The sequence below is a fragment of the Flavobacterium enshiense DK69 genome (genome assembly GCF_000498495.1).
In the GTDB taxonomy this organism is placed as follows: Bacteria; Bacteroidota; Bacteroidia; order Flavobacteriales; family Flavobacteriaceae; genus Flavobacterium; species Flavobacterium enshiense.
Window position 1 is genome coordinate 1 of record NZ_AVCS01000010.1, and the last position, 24958, is coordinate 24958.

21 protein-coding genes and 1 tRNA gene are annotated in these 24958 nt (G+C 37.9%); 12 read left to right on the forward strand and 10 right to left on the reverse strand.

The annotated features are described in order from the left end of the window. From FEDK69T_RS08190 to FEDK69T_RS08200, 3 genes are all read right to left on the reverse strand, one after another. On the reverse strand, positions 1 to 357 hold a 357-nt coding region (locus FEDK69T_RS08190; RefSeq protein WP_035656332.1), incomplete at its 3' end, for a hypothetical protein. 619 nt (positions 358 to 976) lie between these two features. Next, positions 977 to 6496, reverse strand: coding sequence for a PKD-like domain-containing protein (locus FEDK69T_RS15455; protein ID WP_023573683.1), 5520 nt, complete (start codon positions 6494 to 6496; stop codon positions 977 to 979). A gap of 766 nt (positions 6497 to 7262) precedes the next feature. Further along, a tRNA-Met gene (locus FEDK69T_RS08200) sits at positions 7263 to 7336 on the reverse strand. A 149-nt stretch (positions 7337 to 7485) separates the two neighbouring features. On the opposite strand from FEDK69T_RS08200, the gene FEDK69T_RS08205 reads away from it, so the two are divergent. After that, the gene (locus FEDK69T_RS08205) at positions 7486 to 7878 is read left to right on the forward strand and encodes an START-like domain-containing protein (protein WP_023573684.1); all 393 of its coding nucleotides are present in this window, start codon (positions 7486 to 7488) and stop codon (positions 7876 to 7878) included. A 51-nt stretch (positions 7879 to 7929) separates the two neighbouring features. Then, positions 7930 to 8769, forward strand: a complete 840-nt coding sequence (locus FEDK69T_RS08210; RefSeq protein WP_023573685.1) for an aminotransferase class IV — start codon at positions 7930 to 7932, stop codon at positions 8767 to 8769. Here the strand turns inward: FEDK69T_RS08210 and FEDK69T_RS08215 are convergent. The 5 genes from FEDK69T_RS08215 to FEDK69T_RS08235 all read right to left on the reverse strand — a co-directional run bounded on the left by FEDK69T_RS08215 (position 8766) and on the right by FEDK69T_RS08235 (position 13311). After that, positions 8766 to 9326 carry a YqgE/AlgH family protein gene (locus FEDK69T_RS08215; RefSeq protein ID WP_023573686.1) on the reverse strand — a complete coding sequence of 187 codons (561 nt, stop codon included), beginning with the start codon at positions 9324 to 9326 and terminating at the stop codon, positions 8766 to 8768. The genes FEDK69T_RS08210 and FEDK69T_RS08215 overlap by 4 nt on opposite strands. A gap of 112 nt (positions 9327 to 9438) precedes the next feature. Beyond that, entirely contained in the window at positions 9439 to 9717 is a 279-nt protein-coding gene (locus FEDK69T_RS08220; protein WP_023573687.1) for an HU family DNA-binding protein, read from the reverse strand. Between the two features lie 185 nt (positions 9718 to 9902). After that, complete coding sequence (gene fmt, locus FEDK69T_RS08225) at positions 9903 to 10850, reverse strand: methionyl-tRNA formyltransferase (protein ID WP_035630758.1); 948 nt, start codon at positions 10848 to 10850, stop codon at positions 9903 to 9905. Beyond that, positions 10850 to 12739, reverse strand: a complete 1890-nt coding sequence (locus tag FEDK69T_RS08230) for a RecQ family ATP-dependent DNA helicase (protein WP_023573689.1) — start codon at positions 12737 to 12739, stop codon at positions 10850 to 10852. Before FEDK69T_RS08230 ends, fmt begins: the two co-directional genes overlap by 1 nt. A gap of 32 nt (positions 12740 to 12771) precedes the next feature. Then, complete coding sequence (locus tag FEDK69T_RS08235) at positions 12772 to 13311, reverse strand: AAA family ATPase (protein ID WP_023573690.1); 540 nt, start codon at positions 13309 to 13311, stop codon at positions 12772 to 12774. Positions 13312 to 13460: 149 nt separating this feature from the next. Between FEDK69T_RS08235 and FEDK69T_RS08240 the strand changes: the two genes are divergently transcribed. From FEDK69T_RS08240 to FEDK69T_RS08255, 4 genes are all read left to right on the forward strand, one after another. After that, entirely contained in the window at positions 13461 to 13745 is a 285-nt protein-coding gene (locus FEDK69T_RS08240; RefSeq protein WP_035630759.1) for a DUF493 family protein, read from the forward strand. Positions 13746 to 13754: 9 nt separating this feature from the next. Further along, a complete protein-coding gene (locus tag FEDK69T_RS08245; protein WP_023573692.1) occupies positions 13755 to 14456 on the forward strand; it encodes a DUF4290 domain-containing protein in 702 nt (233 codons plus the stop codon). 15 nt (positions 14457 to 14471) lie between these two features. After that, positions 14472 to 15782 carry a UDP-N-acetylglucosamine 1-carboxyvinyltransferase gene (gene murA, locus FEDK69T_RS08250; protein WP_023573693.1) on the forward strand — a complete coding sequence of 437 codons (1311 nt, stop codon included), beginning with the start codon at positions 14472 to 14474 and terminating at the stop codon, positions 15780 to 15782. A 65-nt stretch (positions 15783 to 15847) separates the two neighbouring features. Then, positions 15848 to 16615, forward strand: coding sequence for a sulfite exporter TauE/SafE family protein (locus tag FEDK69T_RS08255; protein WP_023573694.1), 768 nt, complete (start codon positions 15848 to 15850; stop codon positions 16613 to 16615). 51 nt (positions 16616 to 16666) lie between these two features. Here FEDK69T_RS08255 and FEDK69T_RS08260 read toward each other — a convergent pair whose 3' ends face one another. Together FEDK69T_RS08260 and aroQ are read right to left on the reverse strand one after the other, a co-directional pair. Continuing rightward, on the reverse strand, positions 16667 to 19153 hold the full coding sequence (locus FEDK69T_RS08260) for a DUF5686 and carboxypeptidase regulatory-like domain-containing protein (protein WP_023573695.1): 2487 nt from the start codon (positions 19151 to 19153) through the stop codon (positions 16667 to 16669). Between the two features lie 51 nt (positions 19154 to 19204). Then, positions 19205 to 19618, reverse strand: a complete 414-nt coding sequence (gene aroQ, locus FEDK69T_RS08265; RefSeq protein ID WP_023573696.1) for a type II 3-dehydroquinate dehydratase — start codon at positions 19616 to 19618, stop codon at positions 19205 to 19207. Between the two features lie 352 nt (positions 19619 to 19970). Between aroQ and FEDK69T_RS08270 the strand changes: the two genes are divergently transcribed. The 6 genes from FEDK69T_RS08270 to FEDK69T_RS08295 all read left to right on the forward strand — a co-directional run bounded on the left by FEDK69T_RS08270 (position 19971) and on the right by FEDK69T_RS08295 (position 24913). Further along, a complete protein-coding gene (locus FEDK69T_RS08270) occupies positions 19971 to 20531 on the forward strand; it encodes a porin family protein (RefSeq protein WP_023573697.1) in 561 nt (186 codons plus the stop codon). Positions 20532 to 20672: 141 nt separating this feature from the next. Then, positions 20673 to 21311, forward strand: coding sequence for a porin family protein (locus FEDK69T_RS08275; RefSeq protein ID WP_023573698.1), 639 nt, complete (start codon positions 20673 to 20675; stop codon positions 21309 to 21311). A 140-nt stretch (positions 21312 to 21451) separates the two neighbouring features. After that, positions 21452 to 22090, forward strand: coding sequence for an outer membrane beta-barrel protein (locus tag FEDK69T_RS08280; RefSeq protein ID WP_023573699.1), 639 nt, complete (start codon positions 21452 to 21454; stop codon positions 22088 to 22090). 92 nt (positions 22091 to 22182) lie between these two features. Continuing rightward, on the forward strand, positions 22183 to 22743 hold the full coding sequence (locus FEDK69T_RS08285; protein WP_023573700.1) for a porin family protein: 561 nt from the start codon (positions 22183 to 22185) through the stop codon (positions 22741 to 22743). 160 nt (positions 22744 to 22903) lie between these two features. Further along, positions 22904 to 23809 (forward strand): site-specific tyrosine recombinase XerD, encoded by a 906-nt coding sequence (gene xerD / locus FEDK69T_RS08290; RefSeq protein WP_035630760.1) that lies wholly within the window; start codon positions 22904 to 22906, stop codon positions 23807 to 23809. 45 nt (positions 23810 to 23854) lie between these two features. Next, positions 23855 to 24913, forward strand: a complete 1059-nt coding sequence (locus FEDK69T_RS08295; protein ID WP_035630761.1) for a glycosyltransferase family 9 protein — start codon at positions 23855 to 23857, stop codon at positions 24911 to 24913. Positions 24914 to 24958: the final 45 nt, after the last annotated feature.

The following is a 24958-nucleotide window of genomic DNA, read 5'->3' on the forward strand; positions in this document are numbered from 1 at the left end:
CCAGTTAAATGTAGTGGAAGCCACGCTTCCGGACAAAACCATTGCTGTTATTGCTGTTCCCGAACAAATGGTTTGGCTGCTATTAGTCGCGTTAGCATTAGGGACAGGATTTACAGTGACAGTGCTTTCGTCGGTTTGATCCACAGCACAAGATGTTGGGATATGGTACGCCACTATCTTATAGGTGGTGGTGGTACCAGGAGACACAGTAAAATATAAATCGCCGCCATCTCCGATTTGAGCCGTTCCAATGTCATTGTTTGTTAGTGATTCCCTAAGTTGGTAAGATACTCCGTTTTCGCTTGAAGATAAGGCTATGGTTGCAATGCCTCCAAAACAAATTGTCGGATCAGACACTACTTTTTGTTTGGTGCAATCTTGTGCACAGCAAAAGTTTGATAATAGGAGTAATAGAAATAGGTAAGAGTAGTTTTTTATCATTGCCACATAATTTAATTAACTAAATACTATTTTGCTATTTAGTCAATCCTGAAAACCCTCTAGATGTATAGGCTAGATAAAAGACTTCTGTTGGATAATGGTTTAATTCGGAATAAAACCAGCTCTTTTTGTGGGGCATTAAAAATATTTGCCAAATGAAATGCAATTGGGCAATAGATTTTTAAGCAGTCTTTACCACCTATTAGTCAATTTTGTTTTTGGATTAACTTGTTTAAAACTAGCTAATTCAAATTTTATAATGGAAAAGATGTAAGAGTTTTCGATGAGATGGTTTTAACTGTCGATGAACTGCTTTTTTTTAAGATTATTTTGTTAAACAATGTGGGATTTTTAGGGTATTTTAAGAATACTTTGGTTTTTTAAGGCATTTGTTAAAATATAAAGGTTTAATGCGTCTTAAAGTTAGGGAATGCTTCTTGTTTTTGGAATTAAAGATTTGATTGCAGGACTTAACATAAAAAAGCCTCTAAAAAGCCTTTGGCTTTTTAGAGGCAGAAAACAAGACTTTTATTTCTTATCTGATAATAACTTTTTTACTGAGTAAACCATTGGACGCTTTCAGTCTCACTATGTAAGTTCCGCTGCGGATGTGTTCCACAGGAATTTTAATGTTTCGCTGTTCTTCATCTGCAACGTTCCATTTTTCAATCGATTGTCCTAAAATGTTGAATAGCTGAACAGATTCTACTCTGGTATCCGTAAAATTATTTTTAATATTCAGAATGTGATTCGAATCTGCAAAAACCATAATGCCATTAATCGCGTCCATATCATCGGGACTCAATGTCTCAATGGCAAAGCGCAACGAAAATCGGTCCGCATATTCTCCTATAGGGAGCTGTGCCGTGAAATCACCATTTCTAAGATCATGATAAAGTCCGGTCACACCGTCAAACAGGTATATTTCTTTTGACGGTGGGATATTTTCGAGTCCGTCAATCTTAATTTTGGATGTACCAACAGTCGAAATCTTAATTCCAATTGGTATTATTTGATTGATGTTGAAATTCTTAACAGCCTGTATTACGAATTTTTCATTACTTATATACCAGAATATGTCGTCCCGATTCACATCTAACATCATCGCGTCATATCCAAGGTCGAACAGATTAGAGGTGTTGAAATCTGCACCTAATAAAAGCTGACGGTGTAATCCCGATGCGGATTCAAAGCCTAATCTGATTTTTTGTCGGTTATCGCTTTCTTCTGTAATGATATTGTCCGCCGTTTTGAAGAACAACGAATTTGCAGGACTTTCCAATTTAAACTTACGCTGACTGTTTTTAAAGCTTATGATACCTCCATTGATTTGGCCAGATACTCCGCCTGCCGCTCCAATATCGGTTCTTAGAAAGAACCCTTGCCCTACAGGTATGTATCGTTGCGGAATTTTTGTTCCCATTGCGCCGTTTTGATTTATCAGAGGGTCGTTTGATATGGCCAAAGTACCTCCCATTAGCGTGTAGGTGGCGTATCCCCCAATATATTCTGCCAGATAGTGCGACTGTCCTCCAAAGTGATCCCAATAGTATAATGCTCCATTGAAAACATTGACAGCTGCTCTTCCATTGTCCTGAATATTGTCTTTTATGAATTCAAAGGCATCCATAGCTGAAGGATAAGGATTTCCAACAAGATAAAGTTGATTCGGCTTAATAATAAGATCGATGGCCCCATTGTTAGGTTTTCCGATAAAAGTATAATTTTGGGAATTAGTATTTGGTCCTGACCCTGTTACCCCTTTCATAGTAAATCCTTCGCCAACCTTAACGCTTCCTGTACTTCCGATGTGTTGCCAGGACCAATAACTTGTACTGAGCATGGTGTATTTGTACAACCATCGGTTACTTATTTTTATAGGACTTGTGAGTGGGCCGTCTGAGTAATTAACTCCGTCACCAAAACTTATCAATCCTGGGTTGAAAGGATTTGCTGCTGCATTGGTTCCGTCTCTTAAAACACCGCTAATGGTATAGGTCAGGTTGTTCGGGCTAACGGGAGATGACCAGTAATTATAGTGGTAACTGCTTTTTGTTCCCTGCTGATCACGTAAAAGGACACCTGTTCCACCGGAAGGATTTGCTGTTGTTCCTTCTTGGATTAACTGGGCTTCACCGGTTAATCGTAAATCACCGCTGGTTAAAACAAGGTTGTTTTTAACGGTCAATTCAAAACCATCGGAAACATTTATTCCTTTTGCTCCACTTGTGCAGTTCAACGTTAAATTGTAGAAAGCCTCATTTAGTTTGATGCCAGAATTAATTAAGTGAACCTGATTGGCAGTGGCTCCGTTAAAGGTTACAGTTCCGGTTCCAGGGATAAAACTGCCACTGTTTTTCCAGTCTCTTTTCACCTCCAGATTAGAATTGGTATTCATTGTGACTGAAGCATTGGCGTTAATGATTACATCTCTGGCCGAAGCGATTGAGTTAGGGTTATAGGGTGGGGCAGCATATTGACTTAGCGGATCAATTACTGGCATTCTTGATGCTCCGGTTGGGATCACGGCATCTACAGTTGCAGATGGCAGTCCGCCGGACCAGTTTCTGCAGTCAAACCAATCGGTGCTTATTAACCCTGTCCATAGGCCTGCTGTACCGTTAAGGACAGTTACCGTAGCAGAACTGTCATCAAAATCATCCGAAATCGAAGTACATTTTGTGTCATTTAATGCCGATATAGTAAACACCGTTGTAGCAGTTAAATTACCAGTATTGAAAGTGTAATTTCCACTTGCGTTTGGAGTGTTGTAAACGGTATTTGTCACCGCATTTGTCACTGTGTTTAAAGCTCTTAAAGTAAAGCGGTATGGTCCGGAACCCGTAAAATGAACTGTTAAAGTGGCAGGCGTATTGTAACAAACATACTGGTCTTGACTGATTATGGCAGTAGGTCTGTCAATTACAGTTACTGTTACTGCTGTAAATTCAGTGCTTATGCAGCCATTTAAATTTGAAACGACGTGATAAGTAGTGGTTTTGGGAGGGGTAACAGGTAAAGTGGCATCGTTGCCGATAAAATCTCCCGCTGCAGTTACCCATGTATAACTTAATGTTTGTGGAGCTGTAGGAATTGCGATATTGTCCACAGCCCAAGAGCTACCCGTATTTCCAATATATCCAAAGCGAATTCTTAAATTGGTTTGACCTAAATAGTCTGTTAAATCTATGGACCTTCCGTTTAAATGAAGATTTGTATAAGGAGTTCTGGTGGAAGGACCTGAATCACTCCAAAGAGTTGTATATGCACTGCCATTTACAGATATTTGAATTGAAATGGTTGCGCCGGCTACTAACTTGTAAGCGTCTGCAAAAGTTAATGAAGCTGAAGTTAGTCCTAAAGTACTAAATGTTGGAGTAGATAAATATGTTGTACTTGCTCCGTTGGCAATGGCAAATTTGTTGTCGGAAGTATATGTTATTCCATTAGATGCAGGAGTGGTTGGCAGTCCTGCAAAGTAGGTACCGCCATTTGTAGCAGATAATTGCCAAGGTCCCGGATTAGTGCTACTTGTACCAGCATTTAAGCAATTTCCACATGAATTATTAACTAACCAACCAGGAGGATTTGAACTGTTAAATGTACCTCCTGTTGTAAGTGCACCGTTGGATGCATAGCCACTTACTGAAGTTAATACAGATGACTGACCATTGCAAATTGTAGAAGGTGTTGCCGTAACCGGAGAAGGTTTGATGTCTGGAATAACATTGATAATTGCAGCTTTTGAGAAAACTTCTGGACATGTACCATATTTAACAACCGCTCGATATAATGTAGAAACTGTTACGTTTGGATAGTTGTATGAGGCAGGAGGAGGATCAGTAGGAATTGTTATTGGGATCCATGTAACTCCAGCATTAATAGAATATTCCCAACGTTTAACATCTCCTCTTTGTCCGGTTAAATATAAAGTCCCTGTCTCAGATTTGTGACATACTGTTAGGGAATTGTTTAATGGACTGGCGGGACTGGGAGTTAAACTCAATATTCCTCCTAATGAACGCGGCTCAACTAAAATAGATGCAATAATGGGGTCTCCGGAGCATCCGTTGGCTGTTGTTGGGGTTATCGTAAAAGTGACTGTTTGATCAATAGCTGTTTGATTGATTAAAGTGCCCGAAATTGATTGTCCTGAATTTAAACTACCATTGTCAATAATACCTGTAACATTTGTTGTGTTGTCTCTTGTCCATAAAAATGAAGTTCCGCTAACAGTTTGTGTTACTGTAACCGGTAAAATATTGATTCCACTACAAACAACTTGATTGGTATTGGTTACACTGGCAGCGTTTGGTTTTGGGTTAACCAAGACAGTAACAGTAATTGATGTCCCGTTGCATCCGCTATAATTTGGTGTTACCGAAAAAGTTGCGGTTCTGGCTACAGTAGATGTATTTGTTAACACACCGGAGATACTGCTTCCGGGTGAAGTAGTAATCCCTGAAAAATCTATGTTGGTGCCACTTTGAGTCCAGCTAAATGTTGTTCCTGATACATTGCTTGAAAAAAATATATCGGCAATAGAATCTCCGGAACAAATAGTCTGCGAAGTTAAATTTGCGGTAACATTCGGCTTTGGATTTATGGTTGCGGTAACAGTAATTGGAGAACCAGAGCATCCGAAAGCATTTAGAGGAGTTACTGAAAAGTTGACCGTTTGCGATGTGGTTACAGAGTTTGTTAACACCAATCCGGTTAAAGGATTTGAACTGTTTGAGCCGGAATTGGGACCGCTGACATTTATTGTGTTGTCTCTCGTCCATGAATAAATTGTCGGTGTCAACCCAAAACTAGCCAAGGCCACGCCGGAACATTTTGTTTGGGAAGGCACTGAAGATGTAGCGACAGGTGTAGGATATACTGTTACCAAAGATGTAAAGTTAGTGCCTGAACACCCGTCTTCGGAAATAGGAGTGATGGTGAATCTAACGTTTTGATTGGCTGTTGTGCCATTGATAAGAGAGCCACTAATATTAAAAGTGGTAATATTATCAATAACACCACTGTTTTGTATTCCGGTTACGTTAACTAAGTTGTCTCTGGTCCAGGTGTAAGTAGTATTAGGCAAATTGCTGGACATCACAATTGCACTTATCGAATCGCCGTCGCAAATACTCTGCGAAGTTAAAGAAGGAGTTGCGACCGGTCTAGGATTTACTACGATTGTTGCGGTTACAGGTGTGCCAACACACCCGTTTGCAGAAGTCGGGGTAATTGTGAAAGTTACTGTTTGGCTAATTGTGGTGTTGTTGATTAGGCTTCCGCTTATTGAATTGCCGCTCCCACTGTCAACAATAGTTCCTGTAACCTCTGTAGTATTATCCCTTGTCCATGAAAATGTAGTGCCAGTAACACCACTGCTGCTTGTCATAGTGGTGATGTTTCCGGAGCATTTGGTTTGATTACTGTTAGTAACATTTATGTTAGGGGTTGGATAGACGGTAACGGTTGCAGTAATAGATGGTCCGACGCAACCATCAGAAGAGGTTGGAATAATTGTAAAAGTTATGATTCTTGCTGTAGTATTTGTATTGATTAAAGTTCCTGTTATATCTCCGTTACCACTTAAAGGTATTCCGCTAACGTTAGCCAAACTGTTTCTGGTCCAATTGAAAGTGGTACCGGCTACATTACCAGATAGGGTTATTGTTGCAATTGATTCACCAGAGCAGATTGTCTGACTTGAATTGGAGGCAAACGCGTTTGGGACAGGGTTTACTGTTACAATACCTAAATCGGTATAAGAACAACCATTAGTGATGTCCCGTATTATGTAATTTGTCGATATTGATGGAGTTACGCTGAAAATTAAGTCTCCCGAAGTTCCCGGTGTTTGAGATGATATAACGCTGATTCCGTCACTTAACCTTAACTCGTATGTTACATTTGCTTCAGCTGCTGTTAAAACAATAGTAGCCGATTGCCCTTCGCAAATGATATCGTCGGATACCGTTTTTTGAATAATACAATTTTGTCCGTAGGTAAAGCAGGACAAAAAAAGTAGTAAGATCCAAAGAGTGTAATTTTTTTTCATAATCCTCAAGGTTTATGGTGAACAAATTTTTTATTTGTTTTTCGTGGGGGGACCTTGATCTTGAGGTATGTGTAAACTTTGAAAAGTTAAGCGGAATTTGCTTTTTTTACAAGCATTTGCTTTAAGACGAAATTTTTTACCCTTAAAAAGGTTTCATTTTTGGAGAATAATGCAATAAAGTTACTTAATGATTTTTTGTTTTATTAGGATTGGTAAACTATTTTCGACGAATAGGGAATTCATACGATGAAATACTGAGAAAAAATCAATGTTATAGAATTCGTGTTCAATAATCTGGGGCTAAAAAGTGTGTTTAATCAAAAGTATTATGGTCAAAAAAATACTGTCAGGCTGTAGAGGAAGTAAACGAGTTCAAAGAAATGTTGAAAAAGAAATAATTATCAAACCCCAGTGTCGAGTAGCCTAACCATGTTTATTTTATATCAAGTGCAATATTGAAATACCATCAATGCTTGTCAGGTGAACATAAATATGTTTATAAAAGGACATAAGGATTAAAATATTGGATCTTGCAGATACTGATAAAATATTAAAAGAAATGAGAACATTGAGTTGATGAGAATTGAGAAAGTATTTCAGAGACATATGGCGGATTTTTATTCATAGACTGAAAACCATTATCTTAAATGTGATGAATGATTTCAATCCGATTGTTTCAGTTCCTCACTCCAAAATTTAAAGTAGATTGCAATATGATAAAAAAATAAAAACCCTAAACAATTGTTGTTTAGGGTTTTGCCTTTTGTAGCGAAGACGGGAGTTGAACCCGTGACCTCAGGGTTATGAATCCTGCGCTCTAACCGACTGAGCTACCTCGCCATTTTTCGGTTTACATCCTTGCTGAATGCGGGTGCAAATATAAGACTAAAATCATAGCTTCCAAATAAAATTCAAAAAAAAATATTTTTTTCTTTTTTCTTTTTTTTATTAAGTTAAATGCTATATATTTCAGAAAATTTAATACGAATATGGAAGGTAAAATAAGATACGAATTAGAGTTCCCCATCATGTCATCGCCCCAATTATTATATCAGTATATCTCAACTCCTTCCGGACTATCGGAATGGTTTGCGGATAATGTAAATTCTCGTGGAGAGTTTTTTACGTTTATCTGGAACGATTCAGAGGAAAAAGCCCGACTAGCTTCCAAAAAAACAGGAGAGAAAGTTAAGTTTCGCTGGATTGATGAGGATAATAAGGATGGTGATTATTATTTTGAATTGCGAATCCTGGAAGACGAGATTACCAAAGATGTTTCTTTGATGATTGTTGATTTTGCAGAGGAACGAGATTTGTCGGAGGCTAAAATGCTTTGGGAAAATCAGATTTCCGATTTAAAACATGTTATAGGTTCCGCTTAAAAAGTCATTTTTATAAACTATATTTGCCCTCGATTTAATCGAGGGTTTTTTATGGTAAATTATAACGGTTCATTAGTGGATGATTCAGGGGTTGCATTACAGCAAAATAGAGGTTTTCTTTATGGAGACTCTGTTTTTGAAACCATTAAAGTGTTGGATTCTAAAGTGTTATTTTTAGAAGATCATTACTTTAGATTGATGGCTTCCATGCGTATTGTGCGAATGGAAATTCCGATGGGTTTTACCATGGAATATTTTGAAGAACAAATTTTAAATTTGATTCGTCAATTGGATGGCGCTCAATCAATCCGTGTGCGATTTTCTGTTTTTCGTAAATCAGGCGGATTTTATCTTCCAACCACTAATGATGTTGAATTTATTGTTACTGCAGAACCGCTTGAATCAGCTTTGTATTCCTTTGATGGAGCTGCTTATGAAGTCGAATTGTTTAAGGATTTTTACGTTACTAAGCAGTTGCTTTCTACAATCAAAAGCAATAACAGGCTGGTGCAGATTACCGGTAGTGTTTTCGCGCATGAAAACGGTTATGATAACTGTCTGTTGATGAATGATGAAAAGAATGTGGTAGAAGGGCTTCAGGGCAATTTATTCATGTTGATGGGCAATAAATTAGTTACGCCGCCTGTTTTGGACGGTTGTTTAAATGGCGTAATGCGTAAACAGATTTTAGCAATAGCTAAAAAAATGGAAGGGTTAGAGGTTGTGGAAGAATCAATATCTCCCTTTGATTTGCAAAAAGCCGATGAATTGTTTCTGACCAACGTTATCAAAGGTATCCAGCCGATTACTAAATACCGCAAAAAAGAGTACAAAACGGAATTTGCATCCGAATTATTGAAGAAACTGAATGCTCAGGTTCGCTTGGCTTAGTTTAAGATCGGGTTTTCGGGGGCGTTAGACCAGATTAGGTATTCGCCGCCTTGTTCCATCATCTTTTCTTTCCAGAAGTGAGTAGTAGATTTTCCGATAATTTTGTTTTGATAACTATTTTTAGATACAATCCAGGAGTTTTCTTCTAATTCGTCTTCCAATTGATGTGATTCCCATCCGGTGTAACCCAAAAAGAAGCGAATGTTGGTTCTTTTGATTTTTCCTTCGTTGATAAGGTTTTTAGTGTGTTCAAAATCGCCTCCCCAATAGATGCCGTTAGATATTTCTATGCTGTTTGGTATCAGTTCGGGAATGTTGTGAATAAAATACAAGTTGTCTTGTTCTACAGGGCCACCATTATAAATTTTGAAATTGGCATTAATTTCAGGAATTAAATCATGGATGGTATACTGTAAGGGCTTGTTCAAAATGAACCCAACAGATCCCTCTGCATTGTGGTCGGCTAGTAGGACCACGGATCTGTTAAATGATAAATCTCCGATAATTGAAGGTTCCGCTACAAGCAAATTTCCTTTTTTTGGCTTAACTGATGTCATCTTCCTGCGAGTTTATATTTAAAATTAGAAAAAAATACCTATTGCAGCAAAATAAATCGTTTAAAAGTAAAAAGCCCCGATTTGATCGGGGCTGTAATTTTGTAGTTGTAAACTATTTTTTGTTCAAAGAACCTTCTAGCTCAGCTCCTGCTTTGAATTTTACTACATTTTTAGCAGCAATTTTGATAGTTTTTCCAGTTTGAGGGTTTCTTCCTTCTCTTGCTGCTCTTTTAGATACAGACCAAGATCCGAAACCTACTAATGATACTCTTCCGCCTTTTGTTAAAGTTCCTTCTACGTTGTTTAAGAAAGATTCTAAAGCCAATTTAGCAGCCGCTTTAGTGATACCTGCATCAGCAGCAATTGCATCGATTAATTCTGATTTGTTCATAAGAATAGTTATTAATGGTTTGATTAATTAATTATTGTCCTACAAATTTATATGAATTTCCCGATTACGCAAGTGTTTTTCAGTTTTTTACAGGTTTTTTTCTTAAAATGTTGATAACTCGAACCGATTGTTAATAAACTTAGTTGTTTTTTCTGAAATTTCGGGAGTGTTAGTGTTTATGGGGGTTACAGCGCTATCGCATTTTCACCGAACGAAATTCCGTTTAAAAGTTCGTGGGTAAGCATTCTTTTCTTTCCTGGAAACTGTAAACTGTGAATATTTAGGTAGCCTCCTTGTACGGCAATTTTTAATTCTTTTTTGGTGAAAAGCAGTTTTCCTGACGAATGCTGATGGGATTCTTTTGTGAAGGAGGTTTCATAAATTTTTACATTCCACTCCTGATCGTTGTCTTTAATACAGCACCAAGCTGATGGATACGGACTCAAGCCGCGTACCAGATTGTGAATTTCGCTTCCGTCTTTGCTGAAATCGATTTTGCAATTGTCTTTGTTAAGCTTGTAAGCGGTTTTTATGTCATCACTGGTAGATTGAACCGTTGTTGTAACGTTTCCTTGTTCAATAAGTGATAATGTTTTTAAAACAGTTCCGCTTCCCAATGCCATTAAACGGTCGTGCAATTCGCCTGCAGATTCGTTTTTATCAATGGTAACTTCATCGCTAAGGATCATCGCTCCGGTATCGATTTTATCGTCTATGAAAAACGTGGTAACTCCGGTTTTGGTTTCTCCGTTGATAATCGCCCAGTTGATAGGTGCCGCACCACGGTATTCCGGTAATAAGGAAGCGTGAAGGTTAAAGGTTCCGAATTCAGGCATGCGCCAAACCACTTCAGGTAACATTCTAAAGGCGACCACTACTTGAAGATTCGCGTTAAGGCTTCTCAATTCTTCCAAAAAAGTTTCGTCTTTCAGGTTCGTAGGTTGCAACAAACGAAGGTTGTGTTCCAAAGCATATTCTTTTACCGCTGAATATTTAATCTTTTGTCCGCGTCCCGCCGGTTTGTCTGCAGCGGTGATTACGCCAACGATTTCATAATTGTTCTTATATATAGTGTCAAGGATTCCTACGGCAAACTCGGGAGTTCCCATAAAAACAATGCGTAACTTTTCCATTATAAACTAATGTATTGGTTTTGATTATTGATTTTTACTTTGTTGTTTTCCAACAAAAGCTGAAGTGCAAAGATAGTTTCCTCTGTGCTTAATTCCAGTGAATTTTCAATTTCTCTTGAGGATAAAGGAGAATTTTTAAGTAAAGCCAATATGTTTTGTGCAATTTCAAGTGGGCTTTTTTCTATTTTTTTCTGAGTGATGCAAAACGAGCATATGCCACAGTCTTTGGTGTCTGTTTCTCCGAAATACTCGAGCAGTAATCTGCTTTTGCATTGCTTTTTGTCTGATACATATCGTATGACCGATTCGAACTGCTTTGTTTTAATTTCATTCTGTTGTTGCAGGAATTTAGCAATTCGATTTATAGTCCGCTCGTCTTCGCGTACTTCATTGAAAGTAAGCTGGCTGTCGTTAGACTGACTGTGTAATAGGCAGATTTCCTTCTGATGCATCCGTTTCAGCACTTCGATTACATTTTCTTCGGATGTGCCTGATTTACGCGCAATCAGATTGGTGTTGATGGCTGTTTCGATTTCATATACGCCGGAATAATTTCGTAAAATAGCTGTAACCACTGGCTCGTCTGACGGATTCAGACTTATATAGCGTATGACTTCGCGGCTTTCCAATAAGAAGCGAACGGTGATTTTTTCTGAAAATTCCTTTGAAAGCGAAATGATTCCCTGGTTGTCCAAAAACTGCATTGCATTGAAGGTTTTCAGGACTGGGAATTTATATCGTTGACAAAAATGGTTCAGGTTAAACGAAAAAGTTTCGTTGATCCCTTCACCATATCCAATCTGAAAATAATTATTCAGTTTGATGTAAACTTCTTTTAAAAAGATTTTATCAGGCAACACGGAAAGAAACTGGCTTTCTGTTGTCTGGATATCAGAAGGCGCAAGCAATAAAACGGCAAAGGCTTTCACTCCGTTTCGTCCGGCACGGCCTGCTTCCTGGTAATAATTTTCCAAATTTTCCGGAAGTTGAATATGGATTACGGTGCGAACATTAGGTTTGTCGATTCCCATGCCAAAGGCGTTTGTAGCGACCATCACCTGTACATCTTCCATGAGCCACGACTGCATGTTTTTTTCTTTTTCTTTCTGCGTAAGTCCGCCATGGTAAAATGTGCTTTTGAATCCCATTGTGGTCACTTGTGCCGATACGTCATGGCAGGCTTTTCGGTTGCGGACATAAATAATGGAAGGCTCCGGGTTTTTCGTAAGTATCTGCTGGATTCGGAAAAGTTTGTCTTCGGCTTCAAAAACCATGTAAGCAATGTTTTCCCTCGCAAATGATTTTTTGAATACAGCCGGGTTTGTTAATCCTAATTGAGTGCAAATATCATCCTGAACTCTTTGTGTTGCTGAAGCCGTCAAAGCCAGAAAAGGAACTTTCGGGAAATGCTCTTTTAGTTTTGAGATTTTGAGATAGGCTGGTCGGAAATCATGGCCCCATTGTGAAACACAATGAGCTTCGTCAATGGCGATAAGGTTTATCGGAAGGCCTTTTATACGTTCCAAAACCCAGTCAGATTGCAGTCGTTCCGGGGAAAGGTAAAGGAATTTATAGTTTCCGAACTGACAATTGTCCAGTAAATCGATGGTTTCGTCTGAAGAAATTCCGCCTGTTAAAGCGATTGCTTTGATGTCTCGTTTTTGCAGATTCTGGACCTGATCTTTCATTAAGGCAATCAACGGGGAAATAACCAGGCAGATTCCCGGGTTCATCATGGCCGGTACCTGAAAGCAAATTGATTTTCCTCCACCGGTTGGGAGCAGTGCAAAAGCGTCTTTTCCTTCCAGAACCGATTGGATAATTGCTTCCTGCGGCTCTCGGAACGAATCGTGATTCCAGTATTTTTTGAGAATTTGCTGTGCGTCCAAATTGTAAAACCTATATCGGATACGAATATAATTTAATTCTCAAGATTTTGGAGAATAAAATCAATTCGGTTTTTCAAAGTGTCTTTTGGGACTTCAATAAGCGAGTAGCCGTAATTTTCGTAGGTTTCGATAAGGTGTTGTTGAATCAGGACGGCCTGTTCATAGGTTTCGTAACGGGCTTCGTCACTGGTGTAAATTTCTTCCCAGGGCGGAAGGATGAATACTTTGCTGTACTTGTGCTCGCGGCAGGCCTGGTCAAAAAAAGAAGGGTAAGCATCGCCAATATAATGCATGTAAGCCAAAACATCGGGAATGCCACGATCAATAAAAACAAAGTCGTTGCTTTCGAGAACGGCATTCTGAAACTGTTTTTTTCTCCCTTCCAGTAATAATTCGCTGAATAAAAGTGGTTTTTCCAGGAATAATTGTTCGATTCCCTGTTTGCGTGCTTCGTGAATTACTTCGCGCGAAACTTCGGGATAACACAGGTATCCTTGTTCTGTTAAACCCTCTATAACAGTGGTTTTTCCTGATCCGGGTCCGCCTATAATTAGTACAATTTCTTTAGCCACTTTTTTAAAATAAGGCGCAAATTTACATTTTTTAGTTAAACGGGATAATTCTTTTTGGGATTGTTGTTTCTTTGATGGGTAAAAACTAAGAAATCATCATACATAATTCATAACTCTAATGTATATTTGCTTTTATTTTTGATTGAAAGATGGATAAGAAGACAGAAGAATTTTACCTCAGGCTTAAGGAGGAATTAATTAACTCAACGGTATGGCCTTCCGAATATTTGTTTAAATTTATAGTTCCGACGGATGTTGATAAGGTTCGTATAATTGAAACTTCATTCGATGGTATGGGGGCAGTAATTGAAACACATCAGTCAAAAACAGGAAAATATACCAGTGTTTCAATTAACGTTACCATGAAAAATGCTCAAAGTGTCGTTGATAAATATATTGAGCTGACTAACATAGAAGGGATTATTTCTTTATAAAAACCAAACATGCAATTTACACCACAACAAGCTGTACATTTTTTGGAATACAATGCCGAACGCCCGCATCTGATCATTCCGGAATACGGTCGTCATTTACAGAAGCTGATTGATCAGGCGACTTTAATTGAGGATCGTGAAGAGCGTAACAAAGCGGCGCGATATATCATTTCGGTGATGGGAGGGCTGAATCCGCACTTGCGTGATGTGCCCGATTTTCAGCATAAACTTTGGGATCAGATTTTTATCATGTCCGATTTCAAACTGGATGTAGATTCGCCATATCCGATTCCGAGCAAAGAAGTGTTGCATCAGAAACCGGAAAAACTGAATTACCCTCAGAACTTCCCGAAATACCGTTTTTACGGTAACAATATCAAATACATGATTGATGTGGCCAACAAATGGGAGGAAAGCGATCTGAAAAACACGCTTATCCGTGTGATTGCCAATCATATGAAAAAATGTTATCTGAGTTGGAATAAAGATACAGTTAAGGATGACGTTATTTTTGAGCATTTGTATGAATTGTCGGGAGGAAAAATCAACTTGTTAAAAACCGATGAGGAGCTTTCTAATACAACCGATTTGATGCGTGTTAACAAAAAAATGTCCAATAAAGCACAATTCAACAATCCGAAAGGAAAAGGAAATACTGGCGGTAAGAATTTCAATCCGCGAAGCAACAATAAGAACAGCAACAGAAAATAATTTTTGAAAAACGCCATGGGAACATTTAAGATAGAAGGAGGTATACAATTAAAGGGAGACGTTCATCCTCAAGGTGCAAAAAATGAAGCGCTACAGGTTTTATGTCCGGTTTTGTTGACTTCAGAAAAAGTAAGAATAACAAACATTCCGGATATTATCGACGTAAATAAACTGATTACGCTTTTGGGTAATTTGGGTGTTAAAATTCAGAAAAACGGTTCCGGGGATTATACTTTCCAGGCCGATGAGGTAAATATCAACTATCTTGAAACAGAAGCTTTCAAAAAAGAAGGAGGAGCACTTCGCGGTTCGATTATGATCGTAGGTCCGCTTTTGGCCCGTTTCGGAAAAGGATATATTCCAAAACCGGGAGGTGATAAAATTGGACGTCGTCGTTTGGATACGCATTTCGAAGGGTTTATTAACCTTGGAGCCAAATTCAGATACGAAAGAGCCGATCATTTTTACGGCGTGGAAATAGACGGAAGATTACAGGGGACCTATATGCTTTTAGATGAAGCATCGGTTACCGGTACTGCAAATATTGTAATGGCCGCTGTTTTGGCAGAAGGTACAACAACTATTTACAACGCTGCCTGCGAACCGTATTTGCAGCAGTTGTGCAAAATGTTGAACTCGATGGGAGCGAAAATTACCGGAGTAGGTTCAAATTTATTGACTATCGAAGGGGTTGAGAGTCTTAGTGGTTGTGAACACAGAATTCTTCCTGATATGGTTGAAATTGGTTCGTGGATTGGATTGGCAGCAATGACAAGAAGCGAGATTACTATAAAAAATGTAAGTTGGGATAATCTTGGTGTAATTCCGAATGTTTTCAGAAAACTGGGAATCACTCTAGAAAGACGTGACGACGATATCTATATCCCGGCGCATAACATCGGTTACGAAGTTAAAACCGATATTGATGGTTCGATCTTAACCATAGCTGATGCTCCTTGGCCAGGATTTACCCCGGATTTATTGAGTATCATTCTGGTTGTAGCCACGCAGGCAAAAGGAGATGTGCTGATTCATCAGAAAATGTTTGAAAGCCGTTTGTTCTTCGTGGATAAATTAATCGACATGGGGGCGAAAATCATGTTGTGCGATCCTCATAGAGCCGTGGTTATGGGACACGATTTCAAATCGCAGCTGAAAGCCACAACAATGAGTTCTCCGGATATCCGTGCAGGAATTTCATTGCTGATTGCAGCGCTTTCTGCAAAAGGAACGAGTACCATTCAAAATATTGAACAAATTGACAGAGGTTACGAAAGAATTGACGAGCGTTTGAGAGCCTTAGGCGCAAACATCGTTCGAGCGTAATTGTGTCGAATCATTAAATATATAGAAAGCTGAATTCATCTGAATTCGGCTTTTTTCTTTTTACTATGGAAATTGATATTTTACTTTTTCTTTGTCTTGCCGCTTTTGCTGCCGGTTTTGTTGATGCCATTGTCGGTGGCGGCGGATTGATTCAGACGCCTGTCGCTTTGATTTTAATGCCTAATGTACCGGTTGCCAGTGTTATCGGTTCTTTAAAAATTCCGGCCTTCAGCGGAACCAGTTTTGCAGCCTACCAATACCTTAAAAAAGTAACAATGAATTGGAGAATGCTGATGGTCATGTCGCTGATAGCCTTTGCTTCGGCCTTTGCCGGTTCTACTTTGTTAACTCATGTAAGTAATGATTTCATGAAACCCTTGTTGCTGGTAGTGCTGACATTACTGGCGGTTTATACGTTTATAAAGAAAAATTTCGGACAGCATCAGGAAAAGCTTTTGTCTGTTAAAACTCAGATAATTTATTCAGTGATAATTAGTATGGCCATCGGGTTCTATGATGGTTTTATCGGTCCGGGTACGGGAAGTTTCTTTGTTGTGGCTTTTGTTTCTGTATTGGGACTTGATTTTCTTCATGCTTCCGCGAATGCGAAAATGGTTAATCTGGCAACTAATTTCGGTTCGATTTGCCTCTTTATGCTGAAAGGGAAAATTCTTTGGATGATAGCCTTGCCTATGGCCTTATGCAATGCGCTCGGCGGTTTTATCGGGGCGAAATTGGCAATCAGTAAGGGTAACGGATTTATCCGTGCGTTCTTCTTAGTGGTGGTTGTAGGAACCTTGATCCGTTTCGCCTACGATGTTTTTTGGAAATAAAAAAGCGCACTGGGTTTCCGGTGCGCCTGATTGTTTTATGATTGTTTCTTTTTAGTTGAGAAAATTCAAAAACTTCAACCCAAATACGACTCCGTCCGTCTGGAAACCATCCTGGTAGGAGCGTACATAATCAAATCTGAAAAATCGGAACTTTCCAAAACCTACATTGTCAAATCCAACTGTATATTCCTGATACGGTTTGAAATCCGGAACGTTCAGCATGTGGAAACCTAAAACAAGATTCCACTGCAGTTTATTGATCAGCGGAATTTTGTTCATGATGAATCCTTTGTCATTATGCTCCATGTGTGTTTCGATATAAGCATCGTTTGTACTGTGCGTATAATACGGAAGCATATTGAATACGTTAAGGTATTTATCGGCTGTGCCCACATGAGTCTGATTTCCGTTGAAGTGTTTGTAATCGACAAAAGAAATATTGTCGGCATTAAAAAACTGTCCGGCTTTTAAGCGAATGGTAAAATCCCCTTTGTTACCGAATGTTTTGTCATAATCCACCATTCCGGATAAGAAATCATAATTGTAAATTGCCTCGCTTCCGCCAAATCCTTTTTCATAAGCCAGCGTAAGTGTAGGGTAGTCATTGTTCGGGATGTTTATTATGCCGTCCGGACGCGTTACGTACTTATTGTCAAAACGGATTCTCGTTCCAATATTGGCTTTTATTAAATTGTGTTTTACAATGGCCGGCGTCGTATTGTCGTATGGCAAAAGCGGGTTGTTAGAAGTGTAGTCTTTATCGTTTTTGATAAGCACATAATCGGTGTTGTTGAAAAGCGGTTTTCTGGCCGAGTATTCAATGCTCCCGTTTGCTGTGACTCCGTTTAGGATGTTTTGACTGTATCCTAATTTTATGAATTCCTTGTTGTAGTATTTCGCATAGTTGTCCTTAAAAAACAAAGTACTGATGGAGTTTATCAGATTTGAAATCGGATTGTAAGGATTGAACTGGTTGATGCTGCTTCCTCCTGATGCAGTTGCCGTGGCGTAATTTGTGGTGTTGAAACGATGGTAAATACTTCCGTTTACACGCAACCTGTCTTCTGCAAATCCGTAGTTGAACGTCGAATTGATAAATGTGTACGTTCCTTTGTCTTCATTGCGTTTGGTAAATGAAAACCCGGAATCCAGATTCCACCCCTGAACGGTATTGAAACCAAGTGAAGTTATGTCTAAAACACCTTTGTAGGATGCTGACCAATTGTGGTAGCTGTCTTTGTAAGTGTATCCGGTGAATATTTTCAGGAATTTGAATTTATTGCCCTTTCTGTCCAACGAATCCATGTAAACCTGCGATTTTCTGATGGTTTGTATGCTGTCTTTTTTGTGGTAATCGCCGATTTCTTCATCAGTTAATGGAACTGGTCGATTTACGTTCCAGTAAATTGTATCTTTTTTGTTGGCGTCTTTCTCGATTTTTGCAATCTCTTTAGTGAATGTTTTCTTTTCAAACTTATCCTTGAAAACATAGTTGCTGAAGACATGCGTGAACTTACCGGTAAAGCCCATTCCAAAGATAGAAGCTTTAAAATCGATGGTCTGCTGGTTTTTTGCCCAGATTCTGGTGTTGGGGTTATAATTGAAGTTTTGGGTAAAAGCAATATATTCTAAAATTGGCTGCTGCATTCGGTAGCCTTTACTGCTTAAATCGATGGCATAAATGGCCCAGGTGTCTTCCACAATATATATGTATCCTTCGAAAACGGGCTCTTTATCGCGTTTTGCAGTTACCTTTATTTTATTGATGAGCTGATTATGGTCGTCTGTAAACATGCTTTCCAGTTTGTATTTGTAGTACGACATGGCATTATCAGCGATAGGAGAAACCATATTGATGCCCATATCAACATAATTGGCATAGAAATCATAATTGGTTCCCTGAGCGGTATTAAAGCTGAAACCATTGTCGTTGCCGCTCACTTTGGAAGCAATGATTTCCTCTTTTATTTTATTGGGTTTTTCAAAGGCTATTTTTGAAACCGTTTCCGATAAATAAAGGATTCCTGTTCCGGTTGAGTCTAAAGCGCCGTCGAAATCCCCAATCTCCATTCCCAGAAATTTTTTCGGAACATTTTTGGCTCTGAAAATGCCACGAGAATAAAAATCGGCTTCGAATTTATCGGTTTTGTCCGAATTCTTTTTTTTGCTTTTTATGGCGTTTCGGATGATATCATAAGCAGGATCTTCCTTGTTTGGTTTGATGACCATTTCTGACAAAGTGTAATTTTCATCTTCCAGGGCCACATTCATGGTATGCGGAAATGTCTGAATATCGGCAGCTATTTTTTTGGTCTTATAGCCCAGTGACTGAAAAATGACGGTGTAATTTCCTTTTTCTTTTACAATGAGTTCGAATAAACCGTTTTCGTTAGCCGAAGTGCCATTATAGGTGTTTTCGATTATTACGGTTGTATAGGGGATGGGCTGTCCGGATTTATCGGTGACTTTTCCTTTAATTTGTGCGAAGATTGTGGCGGATAGTAATAATAATGCAATTAGAAAAAAATGTTTGTTCATGGATTTGTCTTTACTGGGCAGACGCAAAAAGAAGCCCCGGGGTTGTATGGGTTATAAAAAAGATTTTAAGGCGAGTTCGTAACTTTTTAAGCCAAAACCGATAATCACGCCTTTTGCATTTGGTGAAATATAGGAAGCATGACGGAATGATTCCCTTGAGAATGTATTTGAAATATGGACTTCTACGACCGGGGATGAAATTGCTTTTACAGCGTCTGCAATCCCGATTGACGTGTGCGTATAGGCTGCGGCATTGAGAATTATGCCATCATAACTGAAACCGACTTCCTGAAGTTTACTGATTATTTCACCTTCTATATTACTTTGAAAATAGTGCAATTCTACGGTTGTATATTTCTTCTTTAAAAGAAAAAAATAATCTTCAAAAGTTTCGTTACCGTAGATTTCAGGTTCACGTTTGCCTAAAAGGTTTAAGTTAGGTCCGTTGATTATGACAATTTTCATACAATTTCGTTTTTGTAAATTTAATAAAAAGGAGCTTGGTTAAGTTTTTTGTAAATAAAAAAAATGGCTGGTTATCTTAGTTTTTTTTCATTTTTGACAATTGTAAATTGTTTTTATAACAAAAAATAATTTTTTATAAGAAAAAACTTATAAAAAATATTTGGTTTTTGAATTCATTATGAAAATTTAACAAAAAATATTGTATATATATAGTACTGTAAGTCAAATAAATAGGTTTTTTATGATTAATTTTTATGGTTTTTTTGACTGATTTTTTTAGGTTGAAATTTTATCAGAATGGAATTTTTATAGATTTGTCAGGTAAATTTTTAAAATTTAATTTAAACTAAACATGAAAAAAGTAATTTTAACGGTAGCGGCAGTATTCGCTTTCGGATTCGCTAATGCACAGGACAAATCTGCATCATCAGATGCAATAAAATTTGGAGTTAAAGGTGGTGTTCAATTCACTAACTTTAATGCAGACTTTGATACGGATGGAAAAACAGGATTTTACGTTGGTGGTTTAGCAGATTTTACTGTTTCTGAGAAATTCCACGTACAGCCAGAGTTATTGTTTTCTGCTGAAGGAGCTGAGACAACAGATGGTTTTGATTTAGGAATCAGCTATTTAAGAGTTCCTGTTATGGCTAAATATTATGTTATGGAAGGTCTTAACATTCAGGCTGGTCCAGAGGTAGCTTTCAAAGTTGCTACTGCAGAAGATATTGTTGATGATTTTACTAAATCAGTTGATTTTGGCTTAGGTTTCGGAGCTGGTTACGAAATGACTAACGGTTTAATGTTTGATGCTAGATATAATTTAGGTTTATCTGATATTAATGATGTTGACGGTGATCCGGATTCAATTAAAAACACTGGTTTCCAAATCGGTTTAGGATACAGATTCTAATCCATAGAGATATCATAAAGGAAAGCCCCGCATTGCGGGGCTTTTTTGTTGATTAAATTGTTGATATCTCATGTTTTCAGGGCGTTATTTGTTGTTGTTATTATGGGTAGTTTTATAATGCTAATTATTAAAACTACATTTATGAAAAGAATTATTTTAACTGTTGCGGCGATATTTGCTTTCGGATTTGCTAATGCACAAGATAAACAATCGGGGGGTAAAATTAGATTTGGAATGAAAGGGGGTATGAACGTTGCAACTTTAACAGGAGATGAAGAAGATACTAAGTCTTTAATAGGTGTTCATGTAGGGGGTTTTGTGGAGTGTAGAGTGAATGATAAATTCGCAATTCAGCCAGAATTATTGTTCTCTATGCAGGGGACAAAATATGAGTATTCAGAATTTGATGGATTTGATACTTACGATGTTGAGGAAAAACTTAAATTGAATTATTTGAATATTCCGATTATGGTAAAATACTATGCTACTGAGAAATTCAATATTGAAGCTGGGCCGCAAGTTGGTTTCTTGTTAAGCGCTAAAGATGAATATGATGTTTCCAGTTCTTTTGGGAGTGCTTCTGGAGAGGAGAATGTGAAAGATTTTGTAAAATCAGTTGATTTTGGTTTAAACTTAGGCGTGGGATTTGATTTTACTGATAATATTTTTGCCGGAGCAAGATATAACTTTGGGTTGTCTAATATTAATGATTATGGAGATGATGATGATTTTAAGTCTTATAATGGTGTGTTTTCATTATCTGCTGGTTATAAATTTTAATCTGACAAAATAGATATAAAAAAAGCCCCGCATTGCGGGGCTTTTTTGTTAATTAAATTGTTAATATCTCATATTTTTGGGGTGTTATTTATCATTGTTATTATGGATAAATTTATAGTACTAATTTTAAACAGAAATTTATGAAAAAAATTATTTTATCAATCGCTGCGGTATTTGCATTTGGATTTGCTAATGCGCAGGAAGAAACGAAAAGCGAAGGTGGATATGGTTTTACCAAAGGTGATATGTACATCGAAGGATCGATTAAGGTTAGAACGGATGATGATTCAAGCCTTTTCTCTTTCAATCCTAAATTCGGTTACATGATACAGGATCAAATAGCGGTTGGAGCTGATTTGGATTTAGGGTCTTCTAGCCAGGATCGAGTTGGTGCTCTAGATCCTAATGTGAAAAATACTAATTGGGGAATCGGAGCGTTTGCCAGGTATAATGTCCTGGAATTAAATGATAAACGTTTTGTTGCCTACGGTGAAGTTGGTGCAGGATACAGCTATAGAAAAACTGAATTTAATTTTATCGATCCTATTCCTGGTGGTGATCATGAAGATAATACTAGTGCTTTCAAAGCTAACCTGGATTTAGGCGTGAATTATTTCATTACTAAACAACTTGCGGCTGTCTTTATTGTATCTAATGTAATTTCGTATAACAATGAGGATCCAACTGATCCTGGAGAAGAAGATGTATTCAAAATGGACATCAACTTGTTCAACAACCCGTTTGCTCAGGCTCAATTCGGATTATTGTATAAATTCTAATAATCAGATTTTTCAAAATAAAAAACCCGCTTTTACAGCGGGTTTTTTTGTATGCATTTTAGTATATTTGGGAAACTTCTAAATTAAACTATATGAAAAAATCATTTCTTTTAGGATTATTGGTTATGTTTTCAATCGCTACAGTCCAGGCGCAAAGATTTAATTGGGGTATTAAAGGAGGCTTGAATATTTCCTCGTTGACCGGGGATATTGAAAATACAAAGCCGTTAGCTGGATTTAATGCAGGCCTGTTTGCAGAAATCAAAGTATTGAAACTTTTGGCAATCCAGCCGGAAGTTGTTTATTCGACTCAAGGTACCGCTTTTGATGATTTTGAAGGACATTCTGTTGAGAGTGTGAAGTTGGATTATATTAATGTTCCGGTTTTGGCTAAGTTGTACATATTCAATCTTGTTTATTTTGAAGCTGGGCCTCAGTTTGGTTTTTTGATGAATGCGAAACAAGGTTCGGTTGATTACAAGGACAAAGTAGAGGATACAGATCTAGCGGTCGCTGCCGGTCTCGGAGTTAGTTTTGCTGATAAATTTCGCGCTAATGGGCGAGTGAATTTTGGTACGACTGATATTTATAAATCAGATACTGCTGATGTGAAGAGTATGACGGTTCAAGTAGGGCTAGCTTATATTTTCTAGTTGCCAAACTGCTGGAAAATTGCGGCAAGGTATGAAGTTTAAGTGGGCATTGTGCGGAGAGGATTTAAAATTCGTCAGAAATCGTTTTTCACTAAAAGTTATAAAAGTTTGTAAATTGTAGAATCCTGAAAATCTTCAGGATTTTTTTTATTTTTGCCCAATGAAACAATGGCCTTCTTTTTTGACGGAATTTAAAATGTATCTTAAGCTAGAGCGCGGATTGTCGGAGAATACCATTGCGAATTATCAAATGGATGTCGAAAAGCTAATGCAGTTTCTGGAAGAAAAAAAGTTGGATTTTTCTCCAATCGATATCAATGAAGAGCATATCCAGTATTTTATCTATTCTATATCCGAAAATCTCAACGCCAGAAGTCGGTCCCGAATTATTTCCGGCTTAAAAAGTTTTTTTAATTACCTTATTTTTGAAGGATATCGCAATACTACGCCGCTCGAACTGATTGAAGTGCCGAAAACCGGACGCAAATTACCCGATACGCTTTCGGTTCAGGAAATTGATTTGTTGATTGAAGCCATAGATTTGTCAAAAGAAGAAGGTGAGCGCAACAGAGCTATGCTGGAAATGCTTTACAGTTGTGGGTTACGGGTTTCGGAACTAATCTGTGTAAAGATGTCGGATTTGTTTTTTGAAGAAGGTTTTGTGAAAGTTACCGGAAAAGGGAACAAACAACGGTTTGTGCCAATTGGTCTTTCTACTCAAAAATACATTTTGATGTATAAAGATCTGATTCGCTCTCATCTTTCGGTTCAAAAAGGGTTCGAGGACACGCTTTTTCTTAACAGGAGAGGGAAGCAATTGACTCGAGCAATGGTATTTACCATAATTAAAGATTTGGCCGTTAAAATCAATTTAAATAAGTCGATTAGTCCGCACACGTTCAGGCATTCGTTTGCTACCCATTTACTTGAAAATGGCGCTGATTTGCGTTCCATTCAAATGATGCTCGGACATGAGTCCATAACGACAACGGAAGTTTATATGCATTTGGACCGAAGCCATTTATCGGAAATTGTAAAGAATTATCATCCAAGGACGTCGTTTTAAGTCTTGATTAATCAAGGTTTGTAAACGGGTTATAAATAAATTTGTATGAGTACATCTATTGAGATTAATAAAGTCAGAAGGCGTATAATGCGCTCATTGACAAAAAATGTGGGGAGTTCCGGCGTGAAATTGCCTTTCGATGCAGATCCCTTATCGGTAAAGAGGATTTTGGTTTCCAGACCCAATAGCCGATTAGGAAATTTATTATTGCTATCGCCGTTAATTCAGGAAATCAATACGGTTTTTCCGAATGCAAAAGTTGATTTATTCGTAAGAAGTGGATTGATTCCGATAATTTATAAAAATTATGATGCTATCGGCAGGGATATTAGATTGCCTAAAAAACCTTTTAAGGAACTGCTGAAGTATTTGAAAGTTTGGATTTCTCTGCGTCGCTATCAATACGACCTGGCAGTTAATGTAGATAAGAATTCTTCTTCTGGAAGGCTTTCGGTAAAATTCAGCAGAAGCGGCTATAAATTTTATGGAGATGAATTCGATGGTGGTGCTACGCCAGATGAAATATGGCATATGGCAAAAAGTCCGGTTTATGCCTTTCGCAGCTGTCTTTCCAATAATATTTTGAAAAAAGCCGATGCAGAAGTAGCTACTATGGATTTGAAGCTGAATTCTGAAGAACTAGCCATTGGAAAGGAATTGGTAGAATCGGTTTCAGGAAATTCAGTGCCTACAATTGCAATTTATACTTTCGCAACAGGAAATAAGTGTTATTCTGTTAGTTGGTGGGCTGATTTTTATTCTAAACTAAAAGAAGCTTTTCCGGAGTATAATATTGTTGAAGTGTTGCCTTTTGAAAATGTTTCCCAAATCCAATTTCAGGCGCCTCATTATTATAGCAGAGATATTAGAGAGATGGGGGCTTTTATTTCCAATACGGTGGTTTTTATTACAGCTGATTGTGGGATAATGCATTTGGCAAGTGCCGTGAATACACCGACGGTAGGTTTGTTTTCGGTTACAAACATTGAAAAATATAAGCCTTACAATCCGGGAAGTATGGCTTTTGATACTAAGAAAGTTTCAAATGATACAATTATCGAAAATGTCAAAAGACTTGTTGAGGGCTTGAAGAAAGTTAATTAGAGAATATGTAATGTTTTTAATAGGTTATAAACTAAAAAAGGTCTG

Excerpts from the sequence above, each read along its gene's own strand:
- aroQ (WP_023573696.1), bottom strand. The coding sequence starts at position 19,618 with ATGAAAATTGTCATAATCAACGGACCTAACTTAAACCTTTTAGGCAAA.
- FEDK69T_RS08260 (WP_023573695.1), bottom strand. The coding sequence starts at position 19,153 with ATGAACAAACATTTTTTTCTAATTGCATTATTATTACTATCCGCCACA.
- FEDK69T_RS08220 (WP_023573687.1), bottom strand. The coding sequence starts at position 9,717 with ATGAACAAATCAGAATTAATCGATGCAATTGCTGCTGATGCAGGTATC.
- FEDK69T_RS08205 (WP_023573684.1), top strand. The coding sequence starts at position 7,486 with ATGGAAGGTAAAATAAGATACGAATTAGAGTTCCCCATCATGTCATCG.
- FEDK69T_RS08215 (WP_023573686.1), bottom strand. The coding sequence starts at position 9,326 with ATGACATCAGTTAAGCCAAAAAAAGGAAATTTGCTTGTAGCGGAACCT.
- FEDK69T_RS08270 (WP_023573697.1), top strand. The coding sequence starts at position 19,971 with ATGAAAAAAGTAATTTTAACGGTAGCGGCAGTATTCGCTTTCGGATTC.
- FEDK69T_RS08240 (WP_035630759.1), top strand. The coding sequence starts at position 13,461 with ATGGATAAGAAGACAGAAGAATTTTACCTCAGGCTTAAGGAGGAATTA.
- FEDK69T_RS08280 (WP_023573699.1), top strand. The coding sequence starts at position 21,452 with ATGAAAAAAATTATTTTATCAATCGCTGCGGTATTTGCATTTGGATTT.
- FEDK69T_RS08245 (WP_023573692.1), top strand. The coding sequence starts at position 13,755 with ATGCAATTTACACCACAACAAGCTGTACATTTTTTGGAATACAATGCC.
- xerD (WP_035630760.1), top strand. The coding sequence starts at position 22,904 with ATGAAACAATGGCCTTCTTTTTTGACGGAATTTAAAATGTATCTTAAG.
- fmt (WP_035630758.1), bottom strand. The coding sequence starts at position 10,850 with ATGGAAAAGTTACGCATTGTTTTTATGGGAACTCCCGAGTTTGCCGTA.
- FEDK69T_RS08285 (WP_023573700.1), top strand. The coding sequence starts at position 22,183 with ATGAAAAAATCATTTCTTTTAGGATTATTGGTTATGTTTTCAATCGCT.
- FEDK69T_RS08275 (WP_023573698.1), top strand. The coding sequence starts at position 20,673 with ATGAAAAGAATTATTTTAACTGTTGCGGCGATATTTGCTTTCGGATTT.
- FEDK69T_RS08255 (WP_023573694.1), top strand. The coding sequence starts at position 15,848 with ATGGAAATTGATATTTTACTTTTTCTTTGTCTTGCCGCTTTTGCTGCC.
- FEDK69T_RS15455 (WP_023573683.1), bottom strand. The coding sequence starts at position 6,496 with ATGAAAAAAAATTACACTCTTTGGATCTTACTACTTTTTTTGTCCTGC.
- FEDK69T_RS08210 (WP_023573685.1), top strand. The coding sequence starts at position 7,930 with ATGGTAAATTATAACGGTTCATTAGTGGATGATTCAGGGGTTGCATTA.
- murA (WP_023573693.1), top strand. The coding sequence starts at position 14,472 with ATGGGAACATTTAAGATAGAAGGAGGTATACAATTAAAGGGAGACGTT.
- FEDK69T_RS08295 (WP_035630761.1), top strand. The coding sequence starts at position 23,855 with ATGAGTACATCTATTGAGATTAATAAAGTCAGAAGGCGTATAATGCGC.